The 25,978-nt window shown below is 58.7% G+C and carries 24 protein-coding genes; 9 read left to right on the top strand and 15 right to left on the bottom strand.

Translation table 11 applies throughout. From position 1 onward, the window contains the following. Nucleotides 1-48: 48 nt before the first annotated feature. The 5 genes from ABRP86_RS01875 to ABRP86_RS01855 all read right to left on the bottom strand — a co-directional run bounded on the left by ABRP86_RS01875 (nucleotide 49) and on the right by ABRP86_RS01855 (nucleotide 4,415). The gene (locus ABRP86_RS01875; RefSeq protein ID WP_349862216.1) at nucleotides 49-1,203 is read right to left on the bottom strand and encodes an ATP-binding cassette domain-containing protein; all 1,155 of its coding nucleotides are present in this window, start codon (nucleotides 1,201-1,203) and stop codon (nucleotides 49-51) included. Continuing rightward, nucleotides 1,194-1,886 (bottom strand): energy-coupling factor transporter transmembrane component T family protein, encoded by a 693-nt coding sequence (locus ABRP86_RS01870; protein WP_023022398.1) that lies wholly within the window; start codon nucleotides 1,884-1,886, stop codon nucleotides 1,194-1,196. Before ABRP86_RS01870 ends, ABRP86_RS01875 begins: the two co-directional genes overlap by 10 nt. Then, complete coding sequence (locus ABRP86_RS01865) at nucleotides 1,886-2,632, bottom strand: ECF transporter S component (RefSeq protein ID WP_349862215.1); 747 nt, start codon at nucleotides 2,630-2,632, stop codon at nucleotides 1,886-1,888. Before ABRP86_RS01865 ends, ABRP86_RS01870 begins: the two co-directional genes overlap by 1 nt. Nucleotides 2,633-2,755: 123 nt before the next feature. Continuing rightward, complete coding sequence (locus tag ABRP86_RS01860; protein ID WP_349862214.1) at nucleotides 2,756-3,733, bottom strand: nucleoside hydrolase; 978 nt, start codon at nucleotides 3,731-3,733, stop codon at nucleotides 2,756-2,758. A 13-nt stretch (nucleotides 3,734-3,746) separates the two neighbouring features. After that, nucleotides 3,747-4,415, bottom strand: a complete 669-nt coding sequence (locus ABRP86_RS01855; RefSeq protein ID WP_023022405.1) for an NAD(P)H-binding protein — start codon at nucleotides 4,413-4,415, stop codon at nucleotides 3,747-3,749. A gap of 116 nt (nucleotides 4,416-4,531) precedes the next feature. Between ABRP86_RS01855 and ABRP86_RS01850 the strand changes: the two genes are divergently transcribed. Then, the gene (locus ABRP86_RS01850; RefSeq protein ID WP_023022407.1) at nucleotides 4,532-4,801 is read left to right on the top strand and encodes an ACT domain-containing protein; all 270 of its coding nucleotides are present in this window, start codon (nucleotides 4,532-4,534) and stop codon (nucleotides 4,799-4,801) included. Between the two features lies 1 nt (nucleotide 4,802). Then, the gene (locus tag ABRP86_RS01845; RefSeq protein WP_349862213.1) at nucleotides 4,803-6,167 is read left to right on the top strand and encodes a PFL family protein; all 1,365 of its coding nucleotides are present in this window, start codon (nucleotides 4,803-4,805) and stop codon (nucleotides 6,165-6,167) included. Nucleotides 6,168-6,225: 58 nt separating this feature from the next. Here ABRP86_RS01845 and ABRP86_RS01840 read toward each other — a convergent pair whose 3' ends face one another. From ABRP86_RS01840 to ABRP86_RS01800, 9 genes are all read right to left on the bottom strand, one after another. After that, nucleotides 6,226-7,554, bottom strand: a complete 1,329-nt coding sequence (locus tag ABRP86_RS01840; RefSeq protein WP_349862212.1) for a DUF2254 domain-containing protein — start codon at nucleotides 7,552-7,554, stop codon at nucleotides 6,226-6,228. A gap of 5 nt (nucleotides 7,555-7,559) precedes the next feature. Next, nucleotides 7,560-9,191, bottom strand: coding sequence for an ABC-F family ATP-binding cassette domain-containing protein (locus tag ABRP86_RS01835; protein ID WP_034659222.1), 1,632 nt, complete (start codon nucleotides 9,189-9,191; stop codon nucleotides 7,560-7,562). Between the two features lie 93 nt (nucleotides 9,192-9,284). Beyond that, the gene (locus ABRP86_RS01830) at nucleotides 9,285-9,692 is read right to left on the bottom strand and encodes a metal-sulfur cluster assembly factor (RefSeq protein WP_005279145.1); all 408 of its coding nucleotides are present in this window, start codon (nucleotides 9,690-9,692) and stop codon (nucleotides 9,285-9,287) included. Beyond that, a complete protein-coding gene (gene sufU, locus ABRP86_RS01825; protein WP_005279143.1) occupies nucleotides 9,693-10,145 on the bottom strand; it encodes a Fe-S cluster assembly sulfur transfer protein SufU in 453 nt (150 codons plus the stop codon). Continuing rightward, nucleotides 10,145-11,389, bottom strand: a complete 1,245-nt coding sequence (locus ABRP86_RS01820) for a cysteine desulfurase (RefSeq protein WP_023022417.1) — start codon at nucleotides 11,387-11,389, stop codon at nucleotides 10,145-10,147. The genes sufU and ABRP86_RS01820 overlap by 1 nt, the downstream gene beginning before the upstream one ends. Before the next feature lie 46 nt (nucleotides 11,390-11,435). Continuing rightward, nucleotides 11,436-12,194 (bottom strand): Fe-S cluster assembly ATPase SufC, encoded by a 759-nt coding sequence (gene sufC / locus ABRP86_RS01815; RefSeq protein ID WP_005279139.1) that lies wholly within the window; start codon nucleotides 12,192-12,194, stop codon nucleotides 11,436-11,438. Nucleotides 12,195-12,224: 30 nt separating this feature from the next. Further along, nucleotides 12,225-13,379 carry a Fe-S cluster assembly protein SufD gene (gene sufD / locus ABRP86_RS01810; RefSeq protein ID WP_349862211.1) on the bottom strand — a complete coding sequence of 385 codons (1,155 nt, stop codon included), beginning with the start codon at nucleotides 13,377-13,379 and terminating at the stop codon, nucleotides 12,225-12,227. Nucleotides 13,380-13,383: 4 nt separating this feature from the next. Then, on the bottom strand, nucleotides 13,384-14,823 hold the full coding sequence (gene sufB / locus ABRP86_RS01805; protein WP_023022420.1) for a Fe-S cluster assembly protein SufB: 1,440 nt from the start codon (nucleotides 14,821-14,823) through the stop codon (nucleotides 13,384-13,386). Then, entirely contained in the window at nucleotides 14,820-15,557 is a 738-nt protein-coding gene (locus ABRP86_RS01800; RefSeq protein ID WP_023022422.1) for a helix-turn-helix transcriptional regulator, read from the bottom strand. Before ABRP86_RS01800 ends, sufB begins: the two co-directional genes overlap by 4 nt. A gap of 215 nt (nucleotides 15,558-15,772) precedes the next feature. Here ABRP86_RS01800 and mptB point away from each other — a divergent pair, with 215 nt between their 5' ends. The 5 genes from mptB (at nucleotide 15,773) to ABRP86_RS01775 (ending at nucleotide 21,408) form a co-directional block, all read left to right on the top strand. Beyond that, a complete protein-coding gene (mptB, locus tag ABRP86_RS01795) occupies nucleotides 15,773-17,497 on the top strand; it encodes a polyprenol phosphomannose-dependent alpha 1,6 mannosyltransferase MptB (RefSeq protein WP_349862210.1) in 1,725 nt (574 codons plus the stop codon). 6 nt (nucleotides 17,498-17,503) lie between these two features. After that, a complete protein-coding gene (locus ABRP86_RS01790; protein WP_023022426.1) occupies nucleotides 17,504-18,433 on the top strand; it encodes an ABC transporter ATP-binding protein in 930 nt (309 codons plus the stop codon). Nucleotides 18,434-18,518: 85 nt separating this feature from the next. After that, on the top strand, nucleotides 18,519-19,283 hold the full coding sequence (locus ABRP86_RS01785) for an ABC transporter permease (RefSeq protein ID WP_023022428.1): 765 nt from the start codon (nucleotides 18,519-18,521) through the stop codon (nucleotides 19,281-19,283). 70 nt (nucleotides 19,284-19,353) lie between these two features. Next, complete coding sequence (locus tag ABRP86_RS01780; RefSeq protein WP_349862209.1) at nucleotides 19,354-20,382, top strand: COX15/CtaA family protein; 1,029 nt, start codon at nucleotides 19,354-19,356, stop codon at nucleotides 20,380-20,382. Nucleotides 20,383-20,439: 57 nt separating this feature from the next. Further along, complete coding sequence (locus ABRP86_RS01775; protein WP_023022432.1) at nucleotides 20,440-21,408, top strand: quinone oxidoreductase family protein; 969 nt, start codon at nucleotides 20,440-20,442, stop codon at nucleotides 21,406-21,408. A 53-nt stretch (nucleotides 21,409-21,461) separates the two neighbouring features. Here ABRP86_RS01775 and ABRP86_RS01770 read toward each other — a convergent pair whose 3' ends face one another. Continuing rightward, nucleotides 21,462-22,406 carry a heme o synthase gene (locus ABRP86_RS01770; RefSeq protein WP_005279123.1) on the bottom strand — a complete coding sequence of 315 codons (945 nt, stop codon included), beginning with the start codon at nucleotides 22,404-22,406 and terminating at the stop codon, nucleotides 21,462-21,464. A gap of 364 nt (nucleotides 22,407-22,770) precedes the next feature. Here ABRP86_RS01770 and tkt point away from each other — a divergent pair, with 364 nt between their 5' ends. Both tkt and tal read left to right on the top strand, forming a co-directional pair. Further along, complete coding sequence (gene tkt, locus ABRP86_RS01765; protein WP_349862278.1) at nucleotides 22,771-24,843, top strand: transketolase; 2,073 nt, start codon at nucleotides 22,771-22,773, stop codon at nucleotides 24,841-24,843. Between the two features lie 31 nt (nucleotides 24,844-24,874). Continuing rightward, nucleotides 24,875-25,960 (top strand): transaldolase, encoded by a 1,086-nt coding sequence (tal, locus tag ABRP86_RS01760; RefSeq protein WP_349862208.1) that lies wholly within the window; start codon nucleotides 24,875-24,877, stop codon nucleotides 25,958-25,960. Nucleotides 25,961-25,978: the final 18 nt, after the last annotated feature.

The raw sequence follows: 25,978 nt of genomic DNA, 5'->3' as shown, positions 1-25,978 counted from the left end.
TCTGATTTCTTAGCAGGAGGCGAAGGCAGCGGCTCAACGCCGCCACGCTTAGTTGGTGTCTTCTTGGATGCCGTCAGTGCTGGACAGTTCCACTTCTTGGATACTGACATACTGCGCGATCTCTTCGACGAACCCTGGATCGTGGCACGTAAGGATTATTGCCGTTCCTGATTCCAGCGTCCTATGAATCAGTTGATGCATCAGCGCTCGATCCGTTAGCGAAAGCAAGCTATCCGACTCATCCATGAGCACGATGGCGTGGCCCATCCCCACCACATGTGCCGTTTGGGCCAGCCTGAGCCGGGAAGCGGGCAGATCCAATGGGTGCTCATCGGCATCAAGTTCCAGCAGCTCCCGTAACACGGTATCGGGAACAAAATCCCCCAAAGTGGAATATATTACCTGGTCATAAGGAGATTGGAGGACCAATCCCCGGGGTTCAGCTGGGCGCTGTGCCCCATCAAGGCCTGCGGCGGAGCGAAGAAGCGATGTCTTTCCAGTGCCATTTGCCCCGCGCAACCAGGTCACACCGCCGCTGCGGATGGGAATGGTCACTGGCCCGACGCTAAAGGTAGTGCCGGAAGGCTTCGCCGACTGCCACCACCGCTTCTTTTCTTGTCCGCGGCGCGCCGTAAGCGGGCCGAGATTTTCCCGCGGTCCATGGGACGAAATCGCCTCCAAGCTAAGTGGGACCGGTTGCGGGATCTCTCCTACGACGTGACCGCCCAATTCGGGCCAATGCATCGATGACACAGCAAGAACGCAAGTATTGCGCAGCGAATGCAATAATTGCACCATCATCGCCAGTGATGTGGGATCCAGCCCTGCGCTTGGCTCGCAAATAATCAGCACCTCGGGTTCGCGAATCGCCACACACGCAGCTGCGAGCCTCCGGGTCTGACCACCAGAGAGCTGGGTGGGGTTCTTCTCCGCGTAATCGCTCAGGCCCACAGCCGCGAGCATTTCCTCTCCCCGCACCTGCATGCGCGCTGGGTCCTCACCTTGGTTTTCTAGGCCTAGGACTACTTCTTCGATACAGGTATCGCGCAAATAGCTCATCTGGGCGGACGAGTCTGTACCGATGATGGCGGACGTCGAGAATTTTTCTCCTAGCTTTTGCGCTACGTTTTCCGCGATCGCATCCGAAGGAACAAGTACTTGAACGACGGTTCCTTTACTCGGCTGAATATCGTCTATATCCATACAAAGACCATGACTCCTATGGTTCCTAAGGGAACGATGCAGCGCAGCACGCGGGACACGGCAGAATCCGGTACCGGCCGCAAAAGGGTCCTAGTTCCCTCTTCATCAAAGCCCGCGGCGGCTAGGGCGTGGCCGCGCTCGGTGCCTTGAATCAATAGGCGCGAAATCACCGGGATGACCACCCGAGAAATAGTATTGCGCCACGTCACTTTGATTCCGGCCAGCTGGTTAGCATCGCGGACGGTCCGCCATGCCTGCGCGCCTTGAGGCAAAGATTGCAGTGAAGCACCAACGATGTAGGCAATTTTGTGCCCCGCGCGCGAGACTTGTAGCCATTTCGCAATATCGGAAATTCGCAGCACGGACATCGCCACGATGAAGCACACCATTAATGCGAAAAAGCGCAGGGCTAGTGTGGCTGCAATGAGCAGGCCATCGCTTGTGACTAGCGGAATCAGTTGGTTATCACCATAGGGGGCGTGGATCACTAACATCGATAGGACCACTGGGACACAGAGCGCCCCGGATGCCAAGACGATCGCGATGGATCTCGTGGCCCACACGCCATAGGCAAGCATCGCACTTGCCACGAGCGCGGAGACTAGTGGGCTATTGAGCCCAAGGATAAGTATCCAGCCGCACGCAGCAATGGTGAGGACCGTCGACGGGTGAAGGCGATACATTAGCGAGGCTGCAAGGATTCCCGGGTTCGCTTGGGCAAGGATTTCACGGCAGCCCGCACGATGAGGAATACAACGACCTTATCCAGTGGGTCAGAGATGAGGGACTGCATGGTGACGGATGCAATCAAAGAGTTGCCCAGTTCGCGGAAGAGGGACGTGAGCGCGCCGGTACCGACACCAGCCGTACCGCCGTAGACGAAGGCGGCTACGGGTGCGGCGAGCATGCCGCAGATGATGCCGATAATCGCGCCGCTGACGATGACCTTCCAGATCTTGGTGAACGCGCCCTTTTGAATGGCCCAGCCAGAAAGGAATCCGGTCGCAGCGGAAACGGCAGCGAATGGGAGCGCCATCGGGTTGAGCAATCCCCAGACCACCGATGACAACGTACCGGTAGCGAGCCCGGCGATGGGGCCCGCGAGGGCCGCTACCAAGATGGTTCCTACGGAGTCGATATACAGCGGAATGCCGCTCGATCCGATGATTTGGCCCACTACGATATTAAGAACCAAGGCGATGGGAATAATGGCGATGGTACGAGCCGGGAGGGACGGCACGGTGCCGGCAAGCAAAAGAGCCGCACCAATGAGGTAGCCGGCCAAGGTGATCAAGGCTTCGGCGGAGCCCGCTACGGACTCCCAATCGGTCGGGCGAAAAAGCACCAAGTAGATCCACGTGGCGACGACTAGCGCGGCGCCCGCGATGACCATCCCCCGGCGAGCAGGGGTAAGAGCAAGCTGAGGCATAGAGGTATTCCTAATCCATCAATGTGTAAAGGAGAATGGGGGCACACTGCTCTTTTGGTCCCAGCCTATGTCACCTCAGCGTAGGAAAATGTGGCGTATGCGCTGCGGATTAGGGTAAAAGATTTATTCGCCTTGAGCAACACGCGCGCCCAAGCTGCGCAGCGCCCTGTCGAATTCGCGGTGGGAGGCTGGAATGTCTGCGCTGGTCACCAGCGAGGCATTAGCCGGCCGATCCCAGTGATTGCGGAGGTCTGCGACGCTGGTCCCGCGCATCAGCGCAGAGTCCGCTTCCACGTCAATAGTCGTTTCTACCGCCTCGAACGATACCTTCTTTAGGGCGATGATGCAGGTCAGAAGGTCATGGATCTGGGCTTGGTAGCCTTCTTCTTGCGCTTGATGGAACTCGAAGTAGAACCGCAGTATCTCCGGCAGTTTATCAGCCATTGGGTGGGTGCCGAGCAGCCCCACAATTTCTGCTAACCGTTCTGGGGTGATGAGAAATTGCTCGGTAACCTCGAGCGAGCAGAGAGTACTGGGTGGTGCCGCTGAGGTTCGAAAATGGTGAGCTGCTGCGTGCGGATCTACCCAGAAATTCCATTCCGCGGTCGGCGTCGTATTGCCGCGGTAATTAACGGCACCGCCCATGATGATAATCGAGCCGCACCGCGCAACGGCATCGCCATGCGCCCGCTCGAAGTCCGCCAAATTAGTTACCGGGCCAGTAATGATGAGGTGCAGACCTGGGTTGCGGGCAATCGCGGTCGACCACAACTCCTGCCAGTGAATATCGCCGAAATCGTGGTCGGGCGCGGAAAGATAGCCCAAGCCGGACTTCCCGTGGGTTTCAGGTGTCGTGATCAGCTCGACCTCGAGTGGAGCCGGCCGCCCTGGGGCGACGGGGACTTCCGGCAATCCACAGAGATCTAAAATCCACCGTGCATTGGCGGCAGTCTGCTGGACCTCGACGTTTCCAGCAGTCGTGCTCACGCCCACCAATTCGATCTCGCCTGCGTGATGCAGCCCCGCCAAATACATTAGGGCGAGGCAGTCATCAATCCCTGGATCGCAGTCGAGCAATACGGTTGGGCGCGAGAGACTCATAGATGGCTGACTATTACTTAATGGAGCTTACTGGCTTGTCGCCGTCGACGAATACGACTGGAGACGTTGGAAGCTCTTCGCGGCCCAGTACCTCTACGATGACGTCTGCCACCAAGTCACGAGACGAGGTCTGGCCCTCCTGTAGCATCTTGTCCTCAGCGAATTCCAGCCCCTGCGCAGGCTCCTCCGTCAGGCCAGCGGGCTTCAGGATGATGTGCGGAATGGAGCTGTCTGCCAAGCGGTTGTCTACTTCCTTCTTGGACTCCACGTAGGCGTACCACTTCTCATCGGCTGGGTCCGTCGTCGCGACCTGGGAGCCGACATAAGAAATCATGACGAATTGCGGGACATCCTTGCCCAGCTTTTCTAGGGCCTCGATGGCGGCCAAGGCACCGTCGCGGTCAACCGCCCACGTCAGCTCGGCACCGCCACGGCCACCGTTTCCGGCACCCCACACAACCGCGTCATAATCTGCGAAAAGCTCCGCCCACTGATCAACGGACTGCTCAGTAATATCTGCAATAACCGGCGTAGCGTTGGCCTGCTCGATATCGGCCTTCTGTTCTGGGTTACGGATAAGCGAGTGAACCTCATGGCCGGCAGCCGCTAATTTTGGAGCCGCCAGCAGTCCTACCTTGCCGTGTCCGCCAATGTACAAAATCTTTTTCTTAGTATCAGTCATAGCGCACCATCGTAACAGCGCATTTTTTATGCTGCAGCGACACTTCCGCAGCGAAGTCACTACATGCCGCTACCGTGGTGTAAGCATTGCCCACCGAACCAGATAGAATACTGACTATGTATGCCATTATGACCGTTACAGGTGCCGATAGCACCGGAATCATCGCAGCAGTAACCACGACCCTTGCTGATCTCAGCATCAACGTCGTTGACGTATCGCAAACCCTGATGGGTGACTACTTCACCATGATCCTCCGCGTCGAATTCGACGCGGATGCCGTGTCCATCCAGACCATTAAGGAGCGGATGCGCCCGGTGGCGGAGGAAAAACAGCAATCCATCCGCATTCAGTCCGAAGACCTCTTTACCGCCATGAACGAGATTTAACATGAGCACGCGTTTTAATACCACCAATATCTTGGACACCATCGAGATGATCGAAAATTATCGTCTCGATATCCGCACCGTAACGATGGGCATTTCCCTGCTGGGATGCACGCGCTCGACCATGGAGGCAACCTGCCACGCCATCTATGACCGCGTAACGCAGCAAGCGGGCCGCTTGGTTGAGGTATGCGAGGGCATCGAAGGTGAGCTCGGCATCCCGATCGTCAACAAGCGCATCTCCGTCACCCCCATTTCCCTCGTTGTCGCAGGCTTGGACGGCAACCCCGTCGATGCCGCACGGGCGCTGGACAAGGCCGCCAAGGAAGTAGGCGTTAACTTCGTCGGCGGCTACTCCGCGCTGGTGGAAAAGGGTGCGACGAGCGCAGAACAAAAACTCATTGCCTCGATCCCAGAAGCCTTGGCTGATACGGACGTGGTGTGTTCCTCGGTCAATATCGCCAGCTCTCGCGCCGGCATCAATATGGATGCAACGAAGCAGATGGGCGAGGTCATCAAGGAAGCCGCAAAGCTCACCAAAGATAATTCCGCAATCGCCTGCGCCAAGCTCGTCGTCTTTGCCAATTCCGTGGGCGATAATCCGTTTATGGCCGGTGCTTTCCACGGCATCGAGGAGCCCGACTGCGTTGTTTCCGTCGGTGTCTCGGGCCCCGGCGTGGTGGACCGCGCTCTCGGCTCTTTGGAAGGTGCAACCCTGGATCAGGTTGCAGAGGAAGTGAAAAAGGCCGCCTTCAAGATCACCCGTGCCGGCCAACTCGTGGGCAATATGGCTTCCGAGCGCCTCGGCGTTCCCTTCGGCATCATTGACCTCTCTTTGGCTCCCACGGCAGAACTTGGAGATTCCGTGGCGCACATCCTCGAGCACATGGGCCTGGATCAGGTGGGCACGCACGGCACGACGGCGGCTCTGGCGCTGCTTAACGATGCCGTGAAGAAAGGCGGCATGATGGCATGCTCCCGCGTGGGCGGCTTGTCCGGTTCATTCATCCCCGTCTCTGAGGACAGGGGCATGATCGATGCCGTAAAGTCCGGTTCCATTTCCATGGACAAGCTGGAAGCCATGACCGCGATCTGCTCAGTCGGCTTTGACATGATTGCACTCCCCGGCGATACCTCGGCGGCCACGATTTCCGGCATGATTGCAGATGAAGCCGCAATCGGCGTGATGAATCATAAGACCACGGCCGTGCGCGTCATTCCGGTACCTGGCGCCAAGGTGGGCGACGAGGTCAGCTTCGGTGGTCTTTTGGGCTATGCCCCTATCATCCCGGTTAATACGGTGGGCAACTCGCAGTTCATTAACCGCGGCGGCTTTATCCCCGCACCTGTGCACGGTTTCCGTAACTAGGTGTGGAGTACCCCACACCTAGGGCAAGCGTGCCCAGGGAAAGTGCGCCAAGGCTCCGCTAGGACTCGGAGTCTTCATTCTCCTCGCCCGGTTTCTCGGATTCTTCCCACCGGGCGAGGTTCGCTTTAAAGTGCTGAAAGGAATCCTCTAGCTGGTGCAGCTCCACCTCGCCGCCGACTTGGCGGCCCGCATCGGAGTAGATAGCCTCCGCGGCTTCATCTAGAACGTTGCGGCGCTCCACGGTGCGCAGCAGTGCCACCACCTTGGCCAGGTTATTGAGCAGGCTGAGATAGATTTCAGCATTATCGGCCGCATCGCGGCGGATTTGGGTGAACATCGCCTCAATAATCTGCTCGTAGCTAAAGGTTTGATAATCCAGGCGGAACTCGCCATCGATATGCATAATCCCCTGCGGCAGGCGCTTGTCCCCTATGACCACCAAGATTTGTGTGAAGCGGTCAATGATGTCGATGACTGTATAGGGGTCATTGACTCCGGTGCTTAAAGCACGGGCGGCAATCTCTGCCAGGTGCCGGGCTGTGAACCGCGGGTCGTGCGCGGAGGCATCCTCGCGGTGCTGCGTGACCACGATGTGCTTTTCAATGTTTTCCGGCATGTGCGGCACGCCGTGGGCAATGACTTCGCCTTCTAACACGAGATCGCCGGGGGCTACGCCCAGGTGAACCGCACAATCTTCTACGGCGGCTGCTTGGGCAATGGACTTGTAGTCCACGAATTTTAGGTAGCCCGTTTGGGAGCTGCGGGTTGCGTCGGCGGATTCGTAGAAATCCGAACCCGGGGCCTTTGATACTTTCTCTTCCTCACCGCGCTCGATAAGGCGCCGCATGTGCTCTTCCACATCCTGGGCCACCACGTGCACCACGTGAGACATGCTAATAGACTGCGCGATGTGGACGATGAAATAAATCAAAAAGACCACGCATATCAGCGCCAAGGCAATATCGACTGCGACGTTCAGCGAGGGGACGTGTTCTTGCTTGCCTTCACCACCAGCACGCACGGCACGTAGAGATAGCAGCGAATAGGTAAAGGTTGCCAGGTAGATCCCCAGTGTGGACTGGATGGAACGGTCCTTTAAAAACTCGTGCAATAGGCGCGGACCCATCACCGTCACCACGCCGGAAAGCGCGGTCAGCGTAATGAAAAACAGGGTGCCGGCCAGAGACAGCGTGGCGGTGGCCACGGCGGTGAGCAGGCCCTGGGCGCTTTCCGCGCTGCCGTCATAGAGTCGAGAGAGCGCCAGATCGAAGTTGCGGTCGATCGCCAGCATGCCTTCGGCCGCCACGACGGCCACTGCTACCGCTACAGCGGGAATGACCCAAAACTTATCCCGCCAGGCGGGCATCCTCTCGATTAGCGTCTTCATGTAGCTTAAGCCAGCTCGACGATTTCCATGTACTCATCGGACCACAGATCTTCATCGCCGTCCGGCATAATAATCACGCGCTCAGGGTCGAGTGCCTTTACCGCACCCGGATCGTGGGTTACCAAGACCACCGCGCCCGTGTACGTATTGAGCGCGTCGAGCACCTGCTCGCGGGAGATGGGGTCGAGGTTGTTGGTCGGCTCATCGAGAAGCAGTACGTTCGCGCGGCTGGAGACCAAAGTGGCCAGCGACAAGCGGGTTTTCTCACCGCCAGACAGCGTTCCAGCAGGCTGCTGCAGTTTATCGCCAGAAAACATAAACGCACCCAGCAGCCCGCGCAGCTCTTGCTGGTCCGCATCGGGACACGCCTCGATGGTATTTTCCCAGACGCTCTTATCCGGGTGGATATTGTCGTGCTCTTGGGCAAAGTAACCAATGCGCAAACCGTGGCCACTGACGATGCCCCCTTCGCCGTCGGTGCGCTCCTCGCCCGCCAAAAGCTTGAGCAAGGTGGTCTTACCGGCACCGTTATATCCCAGGACAACGACCCTGGAGCCCTTATCGATGGCCAGGTCCACGCCCGCGAACACCTCCAGCGAGCCATACATCTTGGTCAAGCCCTTGGCATTCATGGGCGTCTTGCCGCACGGGGCGGGCTCGGGGAATTTAATATTGGCTACCTTATCCGCAACGCGCACCTCGTCGAGGTCATTCATCATGCGCTCGGCTCGGTTCAGCATCTGCTTAGCCGCTGCGGCCTTGGTGGCCTTCGCGCCCAATTTCGCGGCCTGCTTTTGCAGCGCGGAGGCCTTCTTTTCCGCATTCGCGCGCTCGCGGCGCCGCCGCGCCTCATCGGTGGCACGTGCGTCGAGATACTTCTTATAGCCCATGTTGTAGACGTCCGCCTCGCCGCGCACCGCATCAAGGAACCAGACCTTATTACAGACCGCCTCGAGCAACTCCACGTCGTGGGAAATCATGACCAGTCCGCCCTCATGCTTGGACAGGAACTGGCGGAGCCAGACAATGGAGTCCGCATCCAGGTGGTTTGTCGGCTCATCGAGGAGCAACGTGGTTTGGGACTTACCCGAGCCCTCGCTGGCGGCAAAAAGGATCTGCGCCAGCTCCACGCGGCGGCGCTGGCCACCCGAGAGCGTCTTGAGCTGCTGGTCTAAAACGCGCTGCGGCAGCCCCAAGTTATCGCAGATTTGAGCGCACTCGGAGTCGGCCTCGTAACCGCCCAAGGAATCGAATTGTTCTTCCAGGCGGGAATATTTACGGATAGCTTTGTCACGGAACTTCTCATCCGTGGCCGTTTCCATCAGCTCTTGCTGCTTGGCCATCCGCCGCTTAATATCATCCAGCCCACGGGCAGAGAGCACGCGCTCGCGCGCGGTTTGCTCGATATTGCCTTCACGCGAATCCTGCGGAAGGTAGCCAATCGGACCCGAGCGAGAAACCGCGCCCCCATAAGGCTCGGTCTCACCGGCCAAGATGCGCATGGTCGTGGTCTTTCCCGCACCATTGCGGCCCACTAGTCCGATGCGGTCGCCGGGTTGGACGCGGAGGTGCTGTCCGGGGGCATCGAGAAGCGTGCGGGCGCCTACGCGTACCTCAAAATCATTGGTCACAATCACGACAAGCCAGTCTAGCAACCAAAGCACAAGGCACTAATTCACGCAGAAAAGCGGCGGTAGTACTACCGCCGCTTTCCCGCTATTCCGTGGTGATTAAACCGCGAAGCCCAGAGCTTGGAGCTGCTCGCGGCCTTCTTCGGAAATCATGTGTGGGCCCCAAGGCGGCATCCACACCCAGTTGATACGCACGCCATCGGCAAGCTTCTTGCCGGTAACGATGTCCTCAACCTGCTCCGCAATGACATCGGTCAAAGGGCAGGCCGGCGAGGTCAGCGTCATGTTAATCATGGCGAGCTCTTTGCCATCTTCTTCTTCCAGCCACAGGTCATAGACCAAGCCCAAGTCAACAACGTTGATGCCGAGCTCCGGGTCGATGACATCGCGCATGAACTCGGTGATGTCAAAGGCCTTCGACAGCTGTTCTTCCGTCTGCTCCGGCCGCTCACCGCCTGCGCTGAAGGACGAATTCTCGTTCTGGTAAGGATCTACGGGATCGGTCATTTACTTCTCCACTTCATTGAGCGCATCTGCGGTGGCGGCCTGAAAAGCCTTCCACCCTAGCAGCGCGCATTTAACTCGTGCCGGGTATTGAGAAACGCCTGCAAAGGCAACACCATCGCCGATGATGTCCTCATCGCCTTCGTCCTGGCCACGCGAGGTAACCATCTTTTCAAACTCGGCAAGCTTTTTATTGGCTTCCTCCAAGGGCAGGCCGACGATCTCTTCCGCCATGACGGACGTCGATGCTTGGGAGATGGAGCAGCCTTCGGCGTCGTAGGACACATCCTCAACGGTCTTGCCATCTGCGGAAAGGTTGACGCGCAACGTGAGCTCATCACCGCATGAGGGGTTCACGTGGTGGACCTCTGCCTGGAACGGCTCGCGCAACCCCGCGTGTTGCGGATTTTTATAGTGATCCAAGATCACGTCTTGGTACATCGAATCAAGATTCATTAGGCAACTCCAAAGAAATCGCGGGCGGCCTTAATGGCTTCTACCAGCTTATCTACTTCGGCTTCCGTGTTGTATAGGTAAAAGCTGGCGCGCGCGGTGGACTGTGCACCGCAGGCGCGGTGCAGCGGCCATGCGCAGTGGTGACCTACGCGGATGGATACGCCCTGGTCATCGAGCACCTGCCCCAAATCGTGCGGGTGAACGCCTTCCACGGTAAAGGAGATGGCCGCGCCACGGTTTTCAGCCGTTTCTGGGCCGATGATGCGCAGGCCAGGAATCTCACGAAGCTGCTCCAAGGCATAGGCGGTGAGCTTCTGCTCGTGGGCATGGATATTATCCATCCCCACCTCCTCGAGGAACTTCACCGCTGCACCGAGGCCGACGACCTGGCTGGTCATCTGCGTTCCGGCTTCAAACCGCGTTGGCGGTTCCGCGAAGGTGGTGCCTTCCATCTTCACTACCTCGATCATGGATCCACCCGTGAGGAATGGAGGAAGCTTGCGCAGCAACTCGTCCTTGCCGTAGAGCACGCCCACACCATTGGGGCCACACATCTTGTGGCCTGAGAATGCGGCGAAATCCACATCCAAGGCATGGAAATCTACCGGCATGTGCGGGACGGATTGGCAGGCATCGAGCACCACCATGGCATTCACCGCGCGGGCGCGGCGCACCATCTCCTCGACATCGGATACCGCTCCAGTCACATTGGACTGATGAGTAAACGCAACAACCTTGACGGACTCGTCGAGCTCAAGCGAATCCAAGTCGATGCGGCCATCGTCAGTCAACGAGTACCACTTCAAGGTGGCACCAGTGCGCTCACAGAGCTCTTGCCACGGCACGAGGTTAGCGTGATGCTCGAGCTCCGTGATGACGACGGTATCGCCCTCTCCTACATAGAGCTCGCCCGCGCGCTCATCAGAAAGCGTATAGGCAACCTCATTAAGCGCCTCGGTGGCGTTTTTCGCAAAGGCAATCTCATCGCGATCCGCGCCAACAAAGGCGGCAATGGCCTGCCGGGCCGACTCATAGGCGTTATCCGCCTCCTCAGCCAGCTGGTACGAGCCGCGGTGAACCGGGGCGTTGGTATGGAGAACGAACTCCTCCTCTGCCTTCCATACCGGCAGCGGGCGCTGGGAGGTAGCCCCCGAATCCAGGTACACCAGCGGCTTATCGCCGCGCACGGTGCGCTGCAGGATTGGGAACTGCTCCCTAATTGCGTTTACATCAAATCCAGACATAAAACTTCTTCGATTCATCGAGGATGAACCAGCACTGGGCTGGTCTTTACTGCAGGAACTGGTCGTAGCCGTCAGACTCAAGCTGGTCTGCCAACTCGGCCCCGCCGGTCTTAACAACCTGGCCGTTAGCGAATACGTGCACGAAATCAGGCTGGACGTAGTTCAGGATGCGCTTGTAGTGGGTAATCATCAAGATACCGCCATTGGTGTCATCCTGGTAGCGGTTGATGCCATCAGAAACAATGCGCAGCGCGTCAACGTCCAAGCCGGAGTCGGTCTCATCCATGACCGCGAACTTGGGCTTTAAGATGTCCAGCTGCATGACCTCGTGGCGCTTCTTCTCGCCACCGGAAAAGCCCTCGTTGACGGAGCGGGAGATGAAGGACTTATCAATCTTCAGGTTCTCGCGAGCCTCAGTAAGTTCCTTATTCCACTCGCGCAGCTTGGGGGCCTCGCCGCGGATGGAAGTCACGGCGGAGCGCATGAACTGCGATACCTTCACGCCAGGGACCTCGGTGGGGTACTGCATGGCCAAAAACAGGCCGGCGCGAGCGCGCTCGTCAACGGGCATGTCGAGGAGATTTTCGCCATCGAGAAGCACCTCGCCCTCGGTGACCTCGTACTTCGGGTGACCGGCAATGGTGTAGGACAAGGTGGACTTGCCGGAGCCGTTCGGTCCCATGATGGCGTGGATCTCGCCGGAGTTGATGGTGAGGTTGACGCCCTTCAGGATTTCCTTGGGCTCGCCGTTTTCTTCATTCGGCAGAACCTGGGCGTGGAGATTCTTAATTTCCAGAGTAGACATAGTTTTTGTGGGTTTCCTTCTGTAAGTGCGTTAAGCGGAGATCTTTTCCAGTTCTTCGGAAATGCGGTTTTCCAGTTCCTCGGACAGGGATTGCACCGGAATGCGGTGGATGACCTCATTGAAGAAGCCACGAATGATGAGGCGACGAGCCTCTGCCTCCGGAATGCCGCGGGACATCAGGTAGAACAGCTCGATATCGTCAAAGCGTCCCACCGTTGCGGCGTGGCCGGCGCCGGTGATTTCACCGGTTTCGATTTCCAAGTTCGGGATGGCGTCAGCGCGCGCACCGTCCGTGAGGATGAGGTTATTATTCGTCTCATAGGTATCGGTGCCCTGTGCGTTGGAGCGGATAAGCACGTCTCCCACCCAGCAGGTACGAGCCTCGTTCTTCTTCTCACCCTGCAATGCGCCCTTGTACAGGACATTGGAGCGACAATTCGGAACCGAGTGATCCACGAGCATGCGGTTTTCGAAGTACTGACCAGAATCGGCGAAGTACACGCCCAGCAACTCGGCATCGCCGCCAGGAGCGGTGAAGTTCACGCGTGGGACGATGCGCACGACCTCGCCACCGAAGATGGCAGAGTTATGGCGCAGCACTGCATCGCGTCCTACCTGAGCTACCTGGTTGGACAGGTGCACCGCGTCGTTTTCCCAGTCGACATCCACGATGACGGTCAGGTGCGCGCCATCGCCGAGGATGAACTCCACGTTATCCGCATGGGTGCCAGAGCCAACGTACTTCAGCACCACGGTGGCCTCCGCATGGTGGCCAACCTCAATGGAGGTGGCACCGAGGGAGGTCACGTCCTCGCCCTTACCCGTATAGGTAATGGTGATGGGATCTTCCACCTGCACCTCGGGGTCAACGGTTACCACTTGACCTTCCGGCATGGAGGTCCATGCCTGGGCGGCCACGCGGTCAGAAGGCTTGCCCACGCGGCCAAGACGCTCATCGTCGCGGCTTACAGTCTCTGCAGAAACGCCGGGGTGCTCGCTTACCTTCACATCCTGGGCCACCGCTTGAGCAAATTCCCCGTTGTGCAGGCCCCGCAGCTTGCGGAGGGAAACAAAGCGCCACACCTCGTCGCGGCCGTGCGGTACCGGGAAATCCTCCACGTTGGTAGAGGTAAAGACGTCACCCTTGGTGATCTTATCCGGATTGAATTCGTTCGAAGCGACCATTTCTTTAGCCGACCGATCCTTCCATTTGCAGTTCGATGAGGCGGTTGAGCTCGAGGGCGTACTCCATCGGCAGCTCCTTAGCAATCGGCTCAACGAAGCCACGCACGATCATTGCCATTGCTTCTTCTTCCGCAATGCCGCGGGACATGAGGTAGAACAGCTGTTCTTCAGAAACCTGCGAAACGGTAGCCTCGTGGCCCAGCGTGACGTACTCGTTGCGGATGTCGTTATACGGGTATGTGTCCGAACGCGAGATATTGTCCACGAGCAAGGCGTCACATTCCACGTTGGACGTGGAGTGGTGCGCATTTTGGTTGACCTGCACCAGTCCGCGGTAGGCAGCGCGACCGCCGGCGCGGGCAACGGACTTGGAGACGATATTGGAGGAGGTGTAGGGCGCCATGTGCGTCATCTTCGCACCGGTGTCCTGGAACTGTCCCTCGCCAGCGAAGGCGACGGAAAGCACCTCACCCTTAGCGTGCGGACCGGTCATCCACACGGCCGGGTACTTCATGGTGACCTTGGAGCCGATATTGCCATCGACCCATTCCATGGTGCCGCCCTCTTCCACCTTGGTGCGCTTGGTCACCAGGTTGTAGACGTTGCTGGACCAGTTCTGAATCGTCGTATAGCGGCAGCGGCCGCCCTTCTTCACGATGATCTCCACCACCGCGGAGTGCAGGGAGTCCGACTTGTAGATGGGCGCGGTGCAGCCTTCCACGTAGTGAACGTAGGCATCCTCATCCACGATGATAAGGGTGCGCTCGAACTGGCCCATGTTCTCGGTATTAATACGGAAGTAGGCCTGCAGCGGGATATCAACGTGCACGCCCTTCGGAACGTAAATGAAGGAGCCGCCGGACCACACTGCAGAGTTAAGCGCGGAGAACTTATTGTCACCGGCAGGAATAACGGTGCCGAAGTGTTCCTTAAAAAGCTCTGGGTAATCGCGCAGCGCGGTATCGGTATCGACGAAGATAACGCCCTGGCTTTCCAGGTCTTCGCGAATCTGGTGGTAGACAACCTCAGACTCGTACTGTGCGGCCACGCCGGCAACCAAACGCTGCTTTTCTGCCTCAGGGATGCCCAGCTTATCGTAGGTGGCCTTAATATCATCCGGGAGGTCGTCCCAGGTCTGCGCCTGCTCTTCGGTGGACTTGACGTAGTACTTAATCTGGTCAAAGTCGATGCCGGAGAGATCCGCGCCCCAAGTGGGAATGGGCTTCTTATCAAAGATATCCAGGGCCTTGAGACGCTGGTTCAGCATCCACTCGGGCTCGCCCTTCTTTGCGGAAATATCGCGGACAACGTCCTCATTCAGGCCACGGGCGGCAGAAGCGCCGGCCGAGTCCGAGTCGTGCCAGCCGTACTCATACGCACCAATAGAATCGATGATCTCATCATCGGTCATCTTGTTATCAGGTGCCGATTGTGCCTGGGTCATGACTCGCTCCTTTCAGTATTAGTTTTGACAGGTGTCAAGGGGATATTCGTGGTACAAATTCCGTGGCCATCTGCGATAGAAGCCAAAGGTTGTACGTGTTTGCCTAAGAGGGCGGAAAAGACTTCCTGCTCTGCCTCGCACAGTTCAGGGTGCTCGGCCGCCACATGGGCAACCGGGCAGTGGTGTTGACAGATTTGCACGCCCTGGCCCGCACGGTCCACGGTTGCGGCGTACCCGTGCTTATCCAGGGTTTCAGCCAGTTTGCGCGCTACTTCCTCGACCGATTCTTCCGCGTCCACGAAGGGACGCACATCGGCGATGATGCGCTCAAAACGAGCCTTAGCGAAGTTCTTCACAGCCTCTGAACCGCCCGCAGAGCGCAGCGCGGTCAACGCTTCAGAAGCTAATTCATCATAGGCGTGGCCAAATTGCGCACGCCCACGATCCGTCAGGCGGAAGTGTTTTGCCGGTCGCCCACGACCCGCTCCGGAATGCATCCGCGAACGAGAAACTGGACGGCGCTCGACAACTTCCGTTAGTTCTTCTTCCACCAGAATGTCTAAATGCCGGCGGATCCCGGCGGTCGAAAGACCAAGGCGCTCACCCAGGTAAGAGGCGGTTACAGGGCCGTCCTTAAGCAATAGCAGCAGTACCTGGCGGCGGGTATCACCATCCGTGGACCGTGATTCTTTCACCGCCACATGCGCCGCTGCCGCGCGCTGTGAGTTAGCCATGCCCTAAAACCTCCCTTCCTTAGGTCAGTTGCCTGCAGTCACCGCGCTCCGTCGCGCCGGAAATGCCGTCGCTACGCAAGCGCCATAACTGCGCTTTCATCATTAGACAACACTAGTGTTCCTTAATTCATTCCGGAATGCCACCATTGCAGTCACCGGGCGTGGCGGCGGGGGTGAATTTCCCACCCCACGGTCCTCGCGTAAGGTCTTAAGCCATGAAAGGGAAACTACGGGGAGTGCTCGAGAGCGTTAAGGCAGAATTGCCGCGCTTGGGCACCGCAGGTTCTCGTTCCGTGCAGCTGCACGCCGAAGGCACCGGCGCGCAAGCCGGGGATACTCGCTACGATTTCATCACCCAAGCGCCAGAGGAACTGCAGCACACCACGGTCTCCCAAAAGCGCACCTTTTTCATCTTGCGGTGGGCCGGAACCGTCGGTTCCCTCCTCATTGCCTTTGGCGCTTTGGGAGCAGGCGCGCTGCCTGTAGTGGGCAACCCTTATGACAATGTGCCATTTGGCTCGCTCATGTCGCGTATGCTGCAGACCTCGTCTGCGCTTGTCATGGTGGGCGTGGGGCTTTTAGTAACGGCCTGGATTTTCCTCGCCCCCTTCGTGGGCACCCCGCTGCGCCAGGCGCGACCCGGCGAGCCCACCAGCGATCGCTCCCGCCGGCTGGTCTCCCCGCGCCAGCTGTGGATCACGTGGGCTGGGTGGATCATCCCCCTCATCTTTACCGCACCCTTATTTACCCAAGACATCTATTCTTATTTGGCCAATGGCTCCATCGTGGCCCAAGGGATGGATCCCTATTCCGCCGGCCCAGTTCAGCTCTTGGGCGCTGGCAACGAGCTCGCGCGCTCCGTTCCGTTTATCTGGGCGAATTCACCGTCACCATATGGGCCCGTTGCCTTGGGGCTGGCGGCCATCGTCAGCATCATCACCGGAAATTCCATTGTCTTAGGCGTCATCGCCCACCGCCTACTTTCCATCGTGGGCATCATCGTGGCCGGCTGGGCCATCACACAGCTTGCTCAGCGATGCCGCGTCTCCCCTGCCTCCGCACTATGGCTCGGCATCTTGAACCCGCTGACCATCCTTCACCTCGTCGGCGGTATCCATAATGAATCCATCATGCTTGGATTGTCGTTGCTGGGCATGGAGCTTGGATTAAGGGGCATCGATAAGCTGGGGCAGGATAAAAGAGGAGCCTACGTTGCGCTTATAGCCTCTGGCTTTTTCCTATCCTGCGCCGGAATGGTCAAGGTCACCGGCTTTATTGGGCTCGGCTTTATCGGCATGGCGTATGCCCGCCACCTGCACGTGCAGGCGCGCGTGCCGCGCTGGCGGGCCTTATTTATAGCCATTGCCGTGCAGGGCGCGGTGCTCGTAGTCACCATTGCGCTCATCAGTATCATCACGGGCATTAACCTCGGGTGGATTACCGGGCAAGGCGGAGCCGCCACGATTCGCTCCTGGCTTTCCCTATCCACGGCCACGGGAGTGGGCGCCGGTTTCCTCGGCATGTTTTTAGGCCTTGGGGACCACACCGATGCCATATTGACCATCACGCGCAGTTTCGGCGTCTTGGTCGCCGTCGCCTTCATGTCCCGCATGCTCTTTGCCACGCTGCGCGGATATATCCACCCCGTGGGCGGGCTGGGAATCTCTACCCTCGTGCTCGTTATCTTCTTCCCAGTGGTCCACCCGTGGTACATCCTCTGGGCCGTTTTGCCGTTGGCGGCGTGGGCGAACCGGCACATCTTCCGGTTTAGCGTCGTTGCCTATACCGGCGCGATGAGCTTTTTCGTCCTACCGCGCGGCTTGGGTTTGCCTGCCGGGACGGTGCTTTCCATTTATATCGCCGCTGCCTGCACATTCGCCGTAGTAGCCGGCGTGTGGTGGGTTGCAATGCGCCGAAACGGAATCCGTGTCTTAAACTAGGCACCCGTGAATGCAATTCCAGCTGATAACCCCGCCCTGTCCTTGGACGGTGTGGTAAAGAAATTTGGCCCCACGGCAGCCGTCAATGGGCTCAGCCTGAGCGTTGCACACGGCGAAATATTTTGCCTGCTCGGGCCCAATGGTGCTGGCAAGTCCACCACCATCGAAATGTCTGAAGGCTTTATCCACCCCACCGCCGGATCCATTAAGGTCTTGGGCCTTGACCCCAGCACCGCACCAGATAAGGTGCGCGAAAAAGTGGGAATCATGCTACAAGGCGGCGGGTCCTATTCAGGCATCCGCGTGCTAGAGATGCTGGAATTGACCGCTCGCTATAACGCCAATCCACTGCCACCGGAATGGTTGCTCGAGACCCTCGGCTTGCAAGGCGTGGCACGCACGTCCTACCGGCGGCTGTCCGGCGGGCAACAACAGCGGCTATCGCTGGCACTCGCGGTCATCGGCAGGCCCGAGCTGGTTTTCCTCGATGAACCCACCGCAGGCATGGACGCCCAATCCCGCCTCGCCGTGTGGGACCTCATCCGCGCCCTCAAGCGCGACGGGGCCACCGTTATTCTGACCACCCACCTGATGGATGAGGCTGAATCACTGGCGGATCAGATCGCCATCATGGATCACGGCGCGCTCGTGGCGCAGGGAACGCCGGCGGAACTTACCGCCCAGGGCGAGGGCGCCGGTTTTAGTTTTAGTGCCAACTCCGCAGTCGATCTGGACGCCTTGCAGCGAATTGGGATCCCCACGACCGCCTCGCGGCCACTGCACTACCGCGTGAGCCAGCCCAGTTCACCGGAACTGATTTCCGCCCTCGCCGCCGAGCTCGCCCGGCAAGGAGTGCTTTTGCGAAGCCTGGAATCCCACCACCGGAACCTCGAGGAAGTATTCCTTGATCTCACAGGCAGGCACTTGCGCAGTTGATGAAGCCTCGTGCCTTGTCTTCATCCTAGAATCACCAATACACGCACCCACTACAAGCGAATTTTCAAGGAATAGGCCCCCGATTATGAGCACAACGTTTTCCCCCGGCACCTTCCGCCCAGCACCCAAGCGGGCGAGTGCGGGCGCCATCATCCTTGCCCAAGGCGTCATGGAAGCCAAGCTCATGCTGCGCCACGGCGAACAACAACTGCTCAGCATCGTTATCCCACTCGCCATCCTGATTGGGACCGCCCACCTGGAATCAACCACAGGCCATGGTCTACACGAGGTCTTTCCCATGGTGCTTGCGGTAGCGGCGACGTCGGCTGGTTTCACCGGGCAAGCAATTTCCCTGGCCTTTGACCGCCGCTATGGGGCCTTAAAGCGCACCGGCGCTTCCGGCGTACCGGCGTGGGCGATTATCGGCGGCAAGATCATAGGCGTGCTGACGATGGTGGTATTCCAGATTCTGGTGCTCGGTGCCACGGCCTTTGCCCTGGGTCTGCGCATCAGTGTGCCCGGTATTTTGCTCATGATCGTCTCGCTCATATTTGGCGTCGCCGCCTTTACCGCCATGGGTTTGGTGCTTGGCGGCACCCTTAGCTCTGAGGCCGTACTCGCGCTGGCCAACCTCATTTGGTTCATCCTGCTGGCGATCGTCGGCTGGACTCTTTACTCCCAGGGTTTGGGGGATAATGGCCTGCTCAACATCGTGCCCACCGTGGCGCTAGCGGGCGCGCTTGCCGATGCCTCCAATTCCACCTTTCCTGGCATCGAACTCATTTCCTTGACCGCGTGGCTGGCAGTGGCGTCGTATGCGGCCGTTCGTTGGTTCCGTTTCGACGGCTAAATGTGAGTTATACCCAGTTCCCCGCGAAATAGAGCCAAAGGTTTCGGCTCGCTACACACCCCCTAGTAAGATGCAGCTTGTGAATTACTGGACCAGAACTAAACGCTTTTTTAAAGAAGCCGTCCCTACCGTGGAGCAACAGCGACTTATCGCGCTGATCCTGATCTTCTGCCAAGGCGGCATCACCGTATCTGGTTCCATCGTCCGCGTCACCGGTTCCGGCCTGGGTTGCCCCACCTGGCCCCAATGCCAGCCTGGTTCCTTGGTACCGGTAGAGGGCGCAGCACCGGCAATCCACCAGATCATTGAGTTTGGTAATCGCCTGCTCACCTTCGTCGATTCCGCCGCAGCAGGCGCGGCAGTCATCGCCATGTATATGGCGTGCCGCCGGCCTGAGCTCAGGGTCTATGCATGGCTCAACGTGGCCGGCATCGTCCTGCAGGCCGTCATCGGCGGCATCTCCGTGCACTTGGATCTGCGCTGGTGGTCCGTGGCTCTTCACTTCCTGCCTTCCATGGTGCTGGTGTGGCTTGCCTGCATGCTGTATGCCCGCATCAAAGAACCCGATGATGGCACCGCCCAGCCGCGGTTCCCGCAAGCGATTCGCATCCTCGCCGTCATCGCGACCATCGCCCTCTCGATCGTCCTGATCACCGGGACGATGGTGACCGGTTCCGGCGTCCACTCCGGCGACTCCGGCGTGGGAATGGACGGCCGCTTGGATGTGGATACCGAGTCCATGGCCATCGCCCACGCCATGTGCATGTACGTCTACCTCATCTTTACCGCCATTACCGTCTTCCTGCTGTACAAGCACCGCACCCCGCAGGAGACCAAGAAGGCAGGGTGGGTCCTTATCGTCTGCATCCTCATCCAGTGGGCCGTGGGCGTCTTGCAGTTCTACCTGGGCGTGCCGCGGTGGACGGTCCCCTTCCACATAGGTATGTCCGCCGTGGTCACCGGCTTTACCGCCCTGCTCTGGGCACACGGGCGCCACCGCGTCGGTGGCACGCCAGACCTCATCTCGGGCTCTCCCGCCGGCGACGATAAATACGCCGTTCGCCAGCAATCATTAAATGAGGAACGCGCCGCCGTCTAGGATTTAGACAGCACAATTTTTCTGCAGCTACTGCGCTTTGTGGGATAGCATGGCCTTATGCATGCTATCCAGATCACAGAAACGGGCGGGCCGGAAGTCCTGCGCTACGCCGAGGTTCCTGCGCCCACGCCTAGTGAGGACGAAGTCTTAGTTGATGTCACCGTGGCGGGCGTGAACTATATCGATACCTACTACCGCGAGGGTATCTATAACGCCCAGACGCCTTTTATCCCTGGCTTTGAGGGAACGGGGCGCGTTGTCCACGATCCCAAGGGGGAAATTGCGGAAGGCTCCCTAGTGGCATGGCACCACGCCTTTGGTTCCTATGCCGAGCAGGTCTGCGTCCCCCGGAACGGCCTTGTCGCCGTGCCGGATGATTTCCCCACCGAGATCGCTGCCTCCATGCTGCTACAGGGCATGACCGCCCACTTCCTTTCCCACGGCGTGTATGAGCTTGGCGAAGGCGCTACCTGCCTCATTACCGCTGGTGCGGGCGGTGTGGGCCAGCTGTTGACCCAAATGGCATCCTCTTTGGGGGCAACGGTCTATACGGTTGTCTCCACCGATGAAAAGGAAGAGATCTCGTATAAGTGCGGCGCCGACCATGTCTTTCGCTACAGCGATGGTTTGGGCGAGCAGGTTCGTCGGTTTAATGGCGGCCGCGGCGTCGATGTGGTCTATGACGGCGTGGGGCAAGCCACCTTCTTCGAATCGCTCGAGGCCGTTCGCCCGCGCGGCACCGTCGCGCTCTTTGGTGCCGCTTCTGGCCCGGTTGAGCCCATCGATCCGCAGCTGCTCAATAAGCATGGCTCCATCTTCTTGACCCGGCCTTCGCTCGGCGCGTGGACGGCGCAAGAGGGCGAATTCCAGATGCGTGCGCAAGCTGTCGTCCAGGCTGTGATGGACGGGGACCTCAAGTTCAACGTATCGGCCTCCTATCCCTTGGAAGAAGCAGAGCAGGCCCACCGCGACCTACAATCGCGTAGCACCACCGGTTCTATTGTTCTGCGGGTAAAGCAGGACTAAGGAAGAATAGAGCGCGAGCCACACGGGCTCGCGCTGCAGCGTGCTACTGGGTTCTAAAACAGGGTGGCGGACCAACCAAGCATCCGGCCGATTGGCTCCCAACCTATGACGGCATCGATGGACAGGCCAATAAAGAGTACCGACAGGTAGTTATTTGAATAGATAAACAGGCGCATGGGTTTTACCTTTGCGCCTTTCTTTACGCCTTGGTGCAGGCGGATGGCTAGCCATAAGAAGACCGCGCCAGAAGTTACGGCGGCAATGAGGTAAATCCACGATGCCGCGGGGACGATCAGCAGCGTGACGATGACCGTGCCAACGGAATACCACACGATTTGGCGGGTTACTTCTTGTTCCGTCGCCACGACCGGCAGCATCGGCACCCCGGCCTTGCGGTAATCTTCCTTGTATTTCATGGCCAAGGCCCAGGTATGTGGCGGGGTCCAGAAAAAGATAATGAGGAATAGGACTATTGCCTGCCACCAGCGGTCGGGCTCTCCCGCCGGCGCGTTATCGCGGATGACTGCCCAACCCACCATGGCCGGCATGCACCCCGCTAAACCGCCCCACACGATGTTTTGGGCATTGCGCATCTTCAAAAACTTGGTGTAGACGAATACATAGAAAAAGTTCGTGAGGATGACGAAGAACGCCGCCAACCAAGAATTTGCCAGGATGCCCAGCCACAGCACCGACACCACGAGCATGATCCAAGCAAAGATCGCCGCGTTCCGCTTCGAAATCGTGGCGCGCACAAGTGGGCGCGCGCGGGTGCGTTGCATCTTTTGGTCAATTTCATAATCGACCACGTTATTAAAGGTATGGGCGGCCGCAGCGCCCATCCATCCGCCGAAAATGGTGGAAATGATGAGCCAGATATTCTCAGAAACCGCCTCAACGCCCCGTTGCGCTTGGAGCATCGCCGGAATTGCGGCCACGAGGAGGAGTTCAATAATCCTCGGCTTCGTTAGCGCAAAATAGGCCTTGATGGTCTCCAAGGAATTCCTCCACTATCTGAACAGACGTTGATCTACAGCACACACGCTACACAGTGCGGCATGCCCACGGTGTAGTGGTCGCACACCCCGGCACAAAAGTTCCGGAGAATTAATTCACACTATGGCTTACATTTAAAATGCGCTGCACATGGATCGTATCAATGCAGCGGAAATGCAGAGAGTAACTAATGCTATGCCGTACACCGCTTAGCCATGCCAGCTTACCGGTTACCCGCAGCTTTCAATAATTCCGCACCGCCGTCAAAAAAGTAACTAGACTGTGTGGAGTTCAGCAATTAACGCCTAGAGTTAAGCGAGGCCTTATACCGTGTCGAAAGATAATTTGTCCCCAGACCTGCAAGCTATGGTCGAGCGCCGTTATCCGGACGACTGGACAGAGACCGATACTCGCGCGGTCGACACCGTGCGCGTGCTTGCTGCCGATGCCGTCCAAAATTGCGGCTCTGGGCACCCAGGCACGGCGATGTCGCTTGCTCCCCTCGCCTACACGCTCTACCAGCGCGTCATCAACCACGACCCCAATGACGTCAATTGGGCGGGCCGCGACCGCTTCGTGCTGTCTGTTGGCCACTCCTCCCTCACCCTCTACATTCAGCTCTTCTTGGGCGGTTTCGGCTTGGAGATGAAAGATCTCCAGGAGCTGCGCACCTGGGGCTCGCTTACCCCTGGACACCCTGAGGTGCACCACACTGATGGCGTGGAGATCACCACCGGCCCGCTCGGCCAGGGCCTTGCATCGTCGGTAGGTATGGCCATGGCCGCCCGCAAGGAACGCGGCCTCTTCGATCCTGAGGCACCAGCCGGTCAATCCCCATTTGACCATTACGTCTATACCATTGCCTCCGATGGTGATCTGCAGGAAGGCGTTACCGCAGAGGCATCGTCCCTGGCTGGCACCCAGAAGCTGGGCAACCTGATCGTTTTCTGGGATGATAACCGGATTTCCATCGAGGATGACACCAATATCGCCTTCAATGAGGACGTCGCTGCGCGCTATGAGGCATACGGCTGGCACGTCCAGACCGTGGAATCCGGCGAGGACGTCGTCGCCATTGAAGAGGCAGTGCGCAATGCCCAGCAGGAAACGGAGCGACCTTCCTTCATCCGCGTTAAGACGGTGATTGGTTACCCGGCCCCCACCAAGATGAACACCGGTGGCGTCCACGGCGCCGCGCTTGGCGATGACGAAGTTGCCGCCACCAAGGACGTGCTCGGCTTCGATCCGGAAAAGACTTTCCACATCGATGATGAGGTCTTGGCCCACACCCGCAAGCTGCGTGAGCGCGGTGCCGAAAAGCACGCGCAGTGGCAGGAGAAGTTCGACGCTTGGGCAGCGGAAAACGCCGAGAATAAGGCGCTCTTTGACCGCGTGACCGCACGCGAATTGCCGGAGAACTTCGACGCCGAGCTGCCTGTATGGGAGCCAGGTGATGCGATTGCCACCCGTAAAGCCTCTGAGGCGACCATCCAAGCCTTGGCTGCTGCCTTGCCGGAAATGTGGGGCGGCTCGGCCGACTTGGCGGGTTCCAATAACACCGTGATTAAGGGCGCCGATTCCTTCGGTCCTGAAAACATCACCACCAATAAGTGGTCTGCGCAGCCATATGGCCGCAACCTGCACTTTGGCATCCGCGAGCACGCGATGTCCGCCATCATGAACGGCATTGCCCTCCATGGAAATACCCGCGTGTATGGCGGTACCTTCCTGATCTTCTCCGAGTATCAGTACCCGGCCGTGCGCCTCGGCTCGCTGATGTCTACCGATACCTACTACGTGTGGACACACGATTCTATTGGCTTGGGCGAGGACGGCCCTACCCACCAGCCGGTAGAAACCCTGTCGGCGTTGCGCGCCATTCCGAACCTGTCCGTTATCCGCCCTGCCGATGCCAATGAAACCGCACAGGCCTGGGCCGCAGCGATGGAATACAAGGCTGCACCGAAGGGCCTTACGCTCAGCCGCCAGAACCTCCCCATCTTGGAAGGCACCAAGGAAAAGGCACGCGATGGCGTTCGCCGCGGCGCCTACACCTTGGTCGAAGGTTCTAAGGATGAGCCAGACGTCATCTTGTTGGCCACCGGCTCGGAGGTACAGCTCGCCGTGGAGGCCGCCCAGCAGCTCGAAAGCGAAGGCACGGCCGCTCGCGTGGTTTCGGCACCGTGCCTGGAGTGGTTCAACGAGCAGGACGCAGAGTACCGCGAATCGGTCCTGCCCAGCAGCGTGAAGGCCCGCGTTTCCGTCGAAGCTGGCCTCGCCATGTCGTGGCACAAGTACACCGGTACTTTCGGCCGCAACGTCTCACTAGAGCACTACGGCGCCTCCGCTCCCGGCGACGAGCTCTTCGAAAAGTTTGGCTTCACCTCTGCTGCTGTTGCCGATGCCGCACGCGAGAGCATCGCCGATACGCAGCGCTAAGCCCACCTCACCGACGCTTAAAGGAATGACTATGAATAACATTTCTGAACTTGCCCAATTAGGTACCTCGACGTGGCTCGATGATCTTTCGCGTCAGCGTATGGAGTCTGGAAACTTAAAAGAGATTATTTCCTCCAAGTCCATCGTGGGTGTAACGACCAACCCGGCCATCTTCGCCACTGCCATGACTAGTGGCACGGCCTATGACGCGGACTTGGCTGCATTGAAGGAGAAGAACGCCTCGGTCGATGAGGCCGTCTACTCCTTGGCCATTACGGACGTGCAAAACGCCTGTGACCTTTTCGCCGATATCTATGCTGAGACCGACGGCCAGGATGGCCGGGTATCCATCGAGGTGGATCCGCGCATCTCCGACGATGCAGCGGCAACCCTCAAGCAGGCCCGCGAACTGTGGGCCCAAGTTGACCGCCCCAATGCGATGATCAAGATTCCGGCGACCAAAGGCTCCCTCCCCGCTATCGAGGATGCCCTCGCAGATGGAATCAGCGTTAACATCACCTTGATTTTCTCGGTGTCTCGCTACCGCGAGGTCATCTCCGCATTCCAGGCTGGGCTCAAGCGCGCGGCCGAGGGTGGCAAGGACATCACCAAGATCCATTCGGTCGCATCGTTCTTCGTCTCCCGCCTAGATACGGAAGTTGATCAGCGCTTAGAGGCTATCGGTTCCGAAGAGGCCTTGTCCCTCCGCGGCAAGGCCGGTGTCGCTAACGCGCAGCGTGCCTACGCCCTCTTCCAAGAGGAATTGCTCGGTGACAACGGCCTCCCAGAAGGCGCACCCGTACAGCGACCACTGTGGGCTTCCACGGGCGTAAAAAACCCTGACTACCCAGCAACGCTGTACGTGACCGAGCTGGCTGGGCCGCACACGGTAAATACCATGCCGGAAAAGACCATTGATGCGGTCCTGCAGGAAGGTGGTTTCCACGGAGATACCCTATCCACTGCCGGCGAAGAAGCCGAGAAGGTCTTCTCCCAGCTCGAATCGGTAGGCATTGACCTAGAAGATGTCTTTGTGGTCCTTGAGCGCGAGGGCGTGGATAAGTTCGTCGCCGCGTGGAATGACCTCCTTGATTCCCTCAATCAGCGACTCGCGTAAACTACGACCGTGGTCCTA

Source organism: Corynebacterium sp. KPL3927 (assembly GCF_040225835.1).
In the GTDB taxonomy this organism is placed as follows: domain Bacteria; phylum Actinomycetota; class Actinomycetes; order Mycobacteriales; family Mycobacteriaceae; genus Corynebacterium.
Note: the sequence above shows the minus strand (reverse complement) of the source record. Positions and strands in the feature narration are given on the sequence as shown.

Bases quoted from the DNA above. Each gene is read 5' to 3' on its own strand.
- ABRP86_RS01820 (WP_023022417.1), bottom strand. From the start codon at position 11,389: ATGTCTGGATTTGATGTAAACGCAATTAGGGAGCAGTTCCCAATCCTG.
- ABRP86_RS01775 (WP_023022432.1), top strand. From the start codon at position 20,440: ATGCATGCTATCCAGATCACAGAAACGGGCGGGCCGGAAGTCCTGCGC.
- sufC (WP_005279139.1), bottom strand. From the start codon at position 12,194: ATGTCTACTCTGGAAATTAAGAATCTCCACGCCCAGGTTCTGCCGAAT.
- ABRP86_RS01840 (WP_349862212.1), bottom strand. From the start codon at position 7,554: ATGAAGACGCTAATCGAGAGGATGCCCGCCTGGCGGGATAAGTTTTGG.
- ABRP86_RS01845 (WP_349862213.1), top strand. From the start codon at position 4,803: ATGAGCACGCGTTTTAATACCACCAATATCTTGGACACCATCGAGATG.
- sufU (WP_005279143.1), bottom strand. From the start codon at position 10,145: ATGAATCTTGATTCGATGTACCAAGACGTGATCTTGGATCACTATAAA.
- tal (WP_349862208.1), top strand. From the start codon at position 24,875: ATGAATAACATTTCTGAACTTGCCCAATTAGGTACCTCGACGTGGCTC.
- ABRP86_RS01830 (WP_005279145.1), bottom strand. From the start codon at position 9,692: ATGACCGATCCCGTAGATCCTTACCAGAACGAGAATTCGTCCTTCAGC.
- ABRP86_RS01855 (WP_023022405.1), bottom strand. From the start codon at position 4,415: ATGACTGATACTAAGAAAAAGATTTTGTACATTGGCGGACACGGCAAG.
- sufB (WP_023022420.1), bottom strand. From the start codon at position 14,823: ATGACCCAGGCACAATCGGCACCTGATAACAAGATGACCGATGATGAG.
- ABRP86_RS01850 (WP_023022407.1), top strand. From the start codon at position 4,532: ATGTATGCCATTATGACCGTTACAGGTGCCGATAGCACCGGAATCATC.
- ABRP86_RS01865 (WP_349862215.1), bottom strand. From the start codon at position 2,632: ATGCCTCAGCTTGCTCTTACCCCTGCTCGCCGGGGGATGGTCATCGCG.
- ABRP86_RS01785 (WP_023022428.1), top strand. From the start codon at position 18,519: ATGAGCACAACGTTTTCCCCCGGCACCTTCCGCCCAGCACCCAAGCGG.
- sufD (WP_349862211.1), bottom strand. From the start codon at position 13,379: ATGGTCGCTTCGAACGAATTCAATCCGGATAAGATCACCAAGGGTGAC.
- mptB (WP_349862210.1), top strand. From the start codon at position 15,773: ATGAAAGGGAAACTACGGGGAGTGCTCGAGAGCGTTAAGGCAGAATTG.
- ABRP86_RS01800 (WP_023022422.1), bottom strand. From the start codon at position 15,557: ATGGCTAACTCACAGCGCGCGGCAGCGGCGCATGTGGCGGTGAAAGAA.
- ABRP86_RS01780 (WP_349862209.1), top strand. From the start codon at position 19,354: ATGCAGCTTGTGAATTACTGGACCAGAACTAAACGCTTTTTTAAAGAA.
- ABRP86_RS01860 (WP_349862214.1), bottom strand. From the start codon at position 3,733: ATGAGTCTCTCGCGCCCAACCGTATTGCTCGACTGCGATCCAGGGATT.
- ABRP86_RS01875 (WP_349862216.1), bottom strand. From the start codon at position 1,203: ATGGATATAGACGATATTCAGCCGAGTAAAGGAACCGTCGTTCAAGTA.
- ABRP86_RS01870 (WP_023022398.1), bottom strand. From the start codon at position 1,886: ATGTATCGCCTTCACCCGTCGACGGTCCTCACCATTGCTGCGTGCGGC.
- tkt (WP_349862278.1), top strand. From the start codon at position 22,771: ATGGTCGAGCGCCGTTATCCGGACGACTGGACAGAGACCGATACTCGC.